Consider the following 7,036-nt stretch of genomic DNA (forward strand, 5'->3'; position numbering starts at 1 on the left):
TCAACAGGGAGACAAGCGGGGAGCCATTACCGACTACAGTCAAATCATCAAGATAAACCCTGACTATGCTGATGCCTATGTAAAACGGGGTTATATTTATAAAGATAAAGAAAAAATACAAGGCGCGATCGCAGATTTTAAGAAAGCTATTAGTCTCTTTTATAAAGAGTCTATGCTAGAAAAAATTCCAATGCTTCAGAGTGAAGTAAAGATGCTTCAGCAGAAAAGAAAAAATGCTTCGTGGTGGCAAATGCGAGTATTTTAGTCTGCTGATTAAATCGGTTTAGGATAAATGAAGCTGGGATGATCGACACCAAAGCTTGGAGGACACGATAGTATCGTGTCCCTACCCAATCAATTATTCCTGGGTTATGGTAGGGACACGGCATTGCCGTGTCCTATTCTGTGCTTTACGCTGCTAAAAGATTGCAATTTACGTAGAGAGGGATTAAGTTGCAAACTTAAGATATGACTTATTTTCTTGTCATCTGTGAATCACACTGAAACTCGACAACTCGGATTCTTTTCTCTCGCGGCTTTACTGGTATCGGCACATTATGGTTTGGGATTTGTTCTCGGAACCGCCGAAAAAGCCTTGACCTTGGGTTGGGCGGGTAGCCTCTATCCGATTTCTATTGCCCTCGGTACTCTTATCCTCCTAGCATTTGCCAGATTCTATTGGCGGTCAGTTGAACCAATCTGGACACTACTGGGAAACCGCTACGGACATCTCGTCAAAGTGCTGGTGGGAACCATGTCCTGGTTATCGCTAATTGGGATTTTTGCAGTGCAAATTATTGCTGGCGCATTTATCCTCAAAGTCTTAAATGTACCCGTGCAGCCCAGTATGCTAGGCTTAGCACTGGTCTTTCTGCTCTCTTCTCTACTCCCAATTGAGAAAGCCAGTTGGCTATTCCGGGGATTATTGGGATTCAATATCCTGGCATTATTGTACGCGATCGCGAAATTGCAAGCCGTTCCCCTCTATTTGCACGCCCCGGTAGATTTCATCCCCGCACTACAGCAGATGAGTCCTCCTTCTTTACTCGGCATCTCCTTATCGACAGTATTGCTGGTGTTAATTGATATGAAATATCACCAATTTGTCGTGCAAGCTAAAGATTTACGCAACCTCTATCTGGGCTGTATCTTGGCGGCTATATTATTTATGTTTCTGGCGTTATTACCGTCTGCTGTAGTAATTGCTACCAAAACGGCTGGGATTTTGCCCACCGATATTGATGGAAAAGAAATAATTCCTTGGATTTTATTATGGCTGGGTGGAGGCGCTACTCAATGGGGGGGACAGTTGTTGATTTTATCGTTAATCGTACCCGCTTTAGGAGTCGGGAGTAGTATTTTGCGGGTGCAGACTAAGGTAGTTTTGGACTTTGAGTTGATTCCCGATTCTCAACTAAATCGACTACTTGTTTCCATAATCAATACAGGCTTAGGATTAGCCGTCGCCTTGAAAGGCGGTGCAATTATCAGTTTAATTGTCTTATTTTATGCCCTATATGTAGCAACCGTTTGGGTTCCCTTTGCGGCTTACCTCGTCGCTGAAACCGGACGCTATAAGTTCGCCGCGAGTAGTGTCCGACTGGCATTAATCATCAGTGGTTTATCGGCAGTGGCAATGCTGATATTAAGCTTGATTAAACCGGATGCTGCCTTTTTTAACAGTGCCGAGTTAAGTATTATCATGTTGGGCATGGGGTTTGGTTGTTTGGGGTTAGGCTTAGGCGAGATAATTGAGAAGTATTTGCCTATTTCTCCGATCAAAGAAGAATTGTAATTCGGTCAGTCAGCACAGGTTTAACGGTCGGGATTGTCATTTGTCATACTGAATCTAGGTTTCCCACCCTCGCTATCCTGAGTCCGCGTAGGCGGACTTTGTTTGTGTAGCAGCGATTTTAATCGCCGCCGTGGTAAAAGGGTTAGTTTGTCATTCGTTTTTTATTGATTCCCACCCAACAATGTAGAGACGTTGCATGTAACGTCTCTACAGTATTGCCAAAACAAACTACCTAATTTACCCCAGACGCTTTCTTCGGCTTATAGGTAGAAGCAACGTGCAATTCCTTCAACTGCTTTTCTCCCACCTGGGCGGGTGCTTCGGTTAACAAACAACTGGCTTGCTGCGTCTTGGGAAACGCAATCACATCCCGAATTGATTCTTCCCCAGCTAACAACATAACCAACCGATCCAACCCATAAGCAATTCCGCCATGAGGAGGTGCACCATAATCAAAGGCTTCCAGTAAGAAACCAAACTTATTTTGAGCCTCTTCTGGTGATAACCCGATCGCGTCGAATACTCGTCTCTGAATATCGGGTTGGTACATCCGCAAACTGCCGCCGCCGACTTCATAGCCGTTATACACTAAGTCATAGGCTTGCGCCCTTGCCGTTTTCAGATCATCGATATCATCGGGATGAGGTGCGGTAAAGGGGTGATGAATTGCCTCCAAGCGCTTTTCATCCGCATTCCATTCAAACATCGGATAATCTGTCACCCAGAGTAAATTAATTTTCGTCGGGTTAATCAGTCCCAATTCCTGACCCAATACCTGGCGCAGGCGATCCAAGGTTTTATTCACCACATCGGTATCACCTGCACCAAACAGCAGTAAATGACCGGGTTTCGCCCCCGTCATCTCTAGCAGTTTCTGTTTCACCTCCTCAGTGAGATTGTCTTTAATCGCCCCAATCGTGTCAATTTCCCAGTTGTCTCGCACCCGAATATAAGCTAAACCCTTAGCGCCTGCTGCGGCGGCTTCGTTAAATAAGTCACCACTCTTACCGGGTTTAATTCGCACGTTGGAAATTTTGTCGTTACCGCCAGGAATGGGTAATACTTTTACCTTACCCCCAGCCGCTACTGCACCGGAAAATACCTTAAATCCAGAGTCTTTCAGCAACTCTGAGACATCTACCAGTTCTAAGCCAAAGCGGGTATCGGGTTTATCCGTACCGTAGCGTTCCATGACTTCAGTGTAGGTGAGGTGGGGAAAAGGTCGGGGAATCTCAATCCCTTTTACTGTTTTAAAGATATGACAGATCAACCCTTCATTAAGCTGGAGAATCTCCTCCTGGGACATAAAACTCATTTCCATGTCCAACTGGGTAAACTCCGGCTGACGATCTGCCCTTAAATCTTCATCCCTGAAACAACGGGCAATCTGATAGTAACGGTCTAATCCGGCAACCATCAACAATTGCTTGAATAATTGCGGCGATTGTGGTAGTGCGTACCATTCCCCTGGATTCACACGAGAGGGAACCAAATAGTCTCTCGCCCCTTCCGGTGTGGAACGGGTTAACATGGGGGTTTCCACCTCAATGAACCTTTGCTCATCTTCTAAATAACGGCGAATCGCCTTAATCACCTCATGGCGCAATTCTATATTTTGGCGCATGCGATCGCGGCGAATATCCAAATACCGATATTTGAGGCGCAATTCTTCCCGCACGGTTTCGGCGTCGGCGGTGGAAACCTGAAACGGTAACTGCTTACGAACTGTATTCAACGGTTTAATCTGATCCGCATACACTTCCACTTCACCCGTGGATAAATTAGGGTTGAGCGAATCCTCTGGACGCTGACTCACACGCCCAGTAATTTGGACTACATACTCATTCCGCACGGCTTCTGCATTCTGATAAGAATCCGGCGTGCGCTGAGGATCACTAACGATCTGCACAATACCCGTGCGATCGCGCAAATCTAAAAATATCACCCCCCCATGGTCACGTCGCCGATCTACCCAACCACAGAGGGTAACGGTTTCACCAACATGGTTACTTCGCAATTCGCCGCAATAATGAGTCCGCATAGCCGATGAAAAAATAAGTGCTTTGACAGAGAGGAACGTCTAAGGTAACAAAATGTGAAAGCTTTGCCCATTATCCTGCATTCAGCAATCATTGTCTGTGTCTTCCAACCAACTTCATCATCTCTGGATAGAGGAAGATACCGATCCCACCAAATATCCTAAGCAAACTCTACCGATCGGAGGGCGATCCCTGTTTGTAAACTTTGGTAAACATAAGAGTAGAGATATTTTGTTGTAACAAAGGAAATAAAAAATATGGCTTCTACTCAACCGACTGGTGTAACCCCTGCCCGTTCTCAGGAGACGAAAAACGTAGCCCAAGCATTTGAGGGCTTGGGTACAGATGACAAACTAGCGTTACTTTACTACATCTACGAAAAAATGGGCGATTCGATCACACCGGCTGCACCCACGGCGGCTGATGCGGAAATCTCCCCCCAACTGATGCAAGACTTCTTTAACCTTTCCGATGATCAGCAGCTAGCCGCCATGGGAGAAATTGTCAATCGTGAAGATACACAAGTATCACGGGCATATGGGGCATTGAGTGAAAATAACCAATTGTTAGCCTTCCCGCGACTTGTATTTACATTACCACAATAGTAGAACGTTATCCGAATTATTTGACTGGCGAATTTATTCGCTACCTAGACGGTTCGCTCGGTTTCATCTCCCAGCTAAAGAGCGTGGGCTCAAAAATTGGGCAGCGAAAACCACAACCCTACTGGATGATTCCCTAATCCGGATCGTTGAGCGAGCCGTGATTCCTCTGCTTTACGTTGGCACGTTTTACGTGGCAATTGCCAATCTCACCTTACATCCAATTCTGGATCAGGTGATTGATGCCTTGACATTGATTGTTGCTACGATTCTGGGAATTCGCCTCTTGGTTTCCCTGGTGGAATACGGTTTCCGGCTTTATTGGCTAACTCGCCGCCAAAGTGAAACAGTCGAGCAAGCGCTTGATGCATTGATTCCGGCGGCTCGGATTGCTATTTGGGCGCTGGGAATTGTCTTTTTGTTAGATAATCTGGGTTTTGATATCTCCGCTGTTGTAGCTGGATTAGGCATTGGTGGTGTGGCAATTGCTTTAGCCTCTCAAGGCTTCCTCCAGGATTTATTCAGCTACTTCTCTATCCTCTTTGATCGTCCCTTTGAATTGGGAGATTTTATCATTGTTGATGATTTCCTCGGATCAGTTGAACATATTGGTATTAAAACAACCCGCTTGCGGAGTTTAAGTGGAGAACAACTCGTTTTTGCCAACACCGATTTAACTAATTCGCGGATTCGTAACTATAAACGGATGCCTAAACGACGGGTAGCCTTTAAATTTGGCGTGCTGTATGAAACCTCTCAAGAAAAACTCAAAATTATCCCCGGAATTGTCCAAGGTATTATTAAAAATTTGGAGAATACTACCTTTGACCGGGCGCATTTTAGCGATTACGGGGATTTTAGCTTAAATTTTGAAGTTGTCTATTACGTTTTAAGCAGTGATTACAACCTCTATATGGATATCCAACAGCAGCTAAATTTACAGCTTAAACAGGAATTTGAGGCGCGTCAGATTGAGTTTGCTTACCCCACCCAAGTCACCTATTTTGGGAATCTCAACACGGGAGAAATTAGCGATTCCTTAAGTGCGTTGGTGGGTGATGGCAGACATTGAGCAAATCTTTGGTGAAAAAGGGAAGCCCACCCTATAATCTTTGACTTAGTGCTGGGAGGATGTCATATCAACCTCACCCCCTAGCCACCGGGCAAAATCTGTGGTAAAGGTATCCCGAAAAATCGCCTCTCGAATCTGTTGGGTAAAGCGAATCAACTCCGTCACATTATGCAGAGAGATTAACATAAAGCCCAAAGCTTCCCGCGATCGCACCAGATGACTCAGATAGGCGCGGCTAAAGTTCTGACAGCAATAACAGGGACAAGTCGAATCCAACGCCGTAAAATCCTCACGAAACCGAGCATTTTTCAAATTCCACCGTTCCCCCTGAACCAACGCCGCCCCGTGACGCCCTAAGCGCGTGGGAATCACACAATCAAATAAATCCACACCTGATGCGATCGCGCGTGCCATTTCTCGATACGTCCCCACCCCCATCAAATACCGTGGCTTATTGGCGGGTAAGTAAGGTGCCGTCGCTGCTACGATTTCATGGATAAATTCCACGGGTTCCCCCACACTCACCCCACCAATGGCATAGCCCGGTAAATCCAAAGGCACCAAAGACTCAGCCGCTTGACGACGCAAATCCAGATAAACACCACCCTGAACAATACCAAACAGCGCTTGCTGATCCGCACGAGTGTGAGCATTGATACAGCGCTTAAGCCAGCGATCCGTTCGTTCCAGTGACGCCTCAATCTGCGAACGACTCGCCGGATAAGGGGGACATTCATCAAATGCCATAATAATATCTGCCCCTAGAGCATTTTGGATGGCAATTGACCGTTCTGGGGTGAGATTAATCAATCGTCCATCCCGAGGCGAGCGAAAAACCACACCCTCTTCACTAATTTGGCGCAACTTACTTAAACTAAAAACCTGGAAGCCGCCCGAATCCGTCAAAATAGGGCGATGCCAACCCATGAAGTGATGCAATCCTCCCGCTTGCTGGATAATCCCTTCTCCGGGTTGCAGGTGCAAATGATAGGTATTAGCGAGAATAATTTGTGCTTGTGCCGCTTCTAACTGAGCAGGCGTTAGAGTTTTGACCGTTGCCAAAGTACCCACGGGCATAAACCGGGGCGTTTCTATCAGACCATGGGGACTGTGCAGTAAACCGGCGCGTGCCTTGGTTTGGCTGCACCATGCCTGACATTGGAAGGAAAATGAATTGTATGTTTGAGCCAACGCGGTTAAGGGTTCGTGATCGTGCTTTGATTATTGTGGCTCATCATCTGTTTTGTGTACTGTCAGGGTTTTTTGACAATGCCAGCGAATCAGTCGTCAAGGATAAAAGGCATACACCAATAACAGCGGAAAATCTTGTTCTGGTTTTCGCTTCCCTCAGATTCACTCCGCAATGACCGAGTATAGTAGGGCGGCAAATAGTTGGTAAAAGTATAGTCAAATATAGACAGACTTCATTTCATTGCAGAAATTCCCTTCGCTTTTACTTTGAGAGATTAATTCTCATAATAGTGAACTACGCACCTCTCTATCCCATAGCGGTTAAACGCATTTGGGA

Annotated in this window: 6 protein-coding genes and 1 pseudogene; 4 read left to right on the forward strand and 3 right to left on the reverse strand. The window is 45.9% G+C overall.

Annotation, left to right across the window (positions count from 1 at the left end):
* Positions 1-10: 10 nt before the first annotated feature.
* Positions 11-265, forward strand: a pseudogene (locus tag RIM23_RS08760) (tetratricopeptide repeat protein); the annotation flags it as partial.
* Here RIM23_RS08760 and RIM23_RS08765 read toward each other — a convergent pair.
* A complete protein-coding gene (locus tag RIM23_RS08765) occupies positions 171-389 on the reverse strand; it encodes a hypothetical protein (RefSeq protein WP_446366271.1) in 219 nt (72 codons plus the stop codon). The pseudogene RIM23_RS08760 and the gene RIM23_RS08765 sit on opposite strands and share 95 nt — an antisense overlap.
* A gap of 101 nt (positions 390-490) precedes the next feature.
* On the opposite strand from RIM23_RS08765, the gene RIM23_RS08770 reads away from it, so the two are divergent.
* Positions 491-1,795 carry a hypothetical protein gene (locus tag RIM23_RS08770; protein WP_446366273.1) on the forward strand — a complete coding sequence of 435 codons (1,305 nt, stop codon included), beginning with the start codon at positions 491-493 and terminating at the stop codon, positions 1,793-1,795.
* A gap of 232 nt (positions 1,796-2,027) precedes the next feature.
* On the opposite strand, the gene aspS is transcribed toward RIM23_RS08770, so the two are convergent.
* On the reverse strand, positions 2,028-3,836 hold the full coding sequence (gene aspS / locus RIM23_RS08775) for an aspartate--tRNA ligase (protein WP_446366275.1): 1,809 nt from the start codon (positions 3,834-3,836) through the stop codon (positions 2,028-2,030).
* A 255-nt stretch (positions 3,837-4,091) separates the two neighbouring features.
* On the opposite strand from aspS, the gene RIM23_RS08780 reads away from it, so the two are divergent.
* Complete coding sequence (locus RIM23_RS08780) at positions 4,092-4,439, forward strand: orange carotenoid protein N-terminal domain-containing protein (protein ID WP_446366277.1); 348 nt, start codon at positions 4,092-4,094, stop codon at positions 4,437-4,439.
* A 157-nt stretch (positions 4,440-4,596) separates the two neighbouring features.
* A complete protein-coding gene (locus RIM23_RS08785; RefSeq protein WP_446366279.1) occupies positions 4,597-5,508 on the forward strand; it encodes a mechanosensitive ion channel family protein in 912 nt (303 codons plus the stop codon).
* Positions 5,509-5,553: 45 nt separating this feature from the next.
* On the opposite strand, the gene tgt is transcribed toward RIM23_RS08785, so the two are convergent.
* Positions 5,554-6,699 (reverse strand): tRNA guanosine(34) transglycosylase Tgt, encoded by a 1,146-nt coding sequence (gene tgt / locus RIM23_RS08790; RefSeq protein ID WP_446366281.1) that lies wholly within the window; start codon positions 6,697-6,699, stop codon positions 5,554-5,556.
* Positions 6,700-7,036: the final 337 nt, after the last annotated feature.

The sequence above is a fragment of the Coleofasciculus sp. G3-WIS-01 genome (assembly GCF_040223135.1).
Classification (GTDB): Bacteria; Cyanobacteriota; Cyanobacteriia; order Cyanobacteriales; family Coleofasciculaceae; genus Coleofasciculus.

Excerpts from the sequence above, each read along its gene's own strand:
- RIM23_RS08765 (WP_446366271.1), bottom strand. The coding sequence starts at position 389 with ATGCCGTGTCCCTACCATAACCCAGGAATAATTGATTGGGTAGGGACA.
- RIM23_RS08780 (WP_446366277.1), top strand. The coding sequence starts at position 4,092 with ATGGCTTCTACTCAACCGACTGGTGTAACCCCTGCCCGTTCTCAGGAG.
- aspS (WP_446366275.1), bottom strand. The coding sequence starts at position 3,836 with ATGCGGACTCATTATTGCGGCGAATTGCGAAGTAACCATGTTGGTGAA.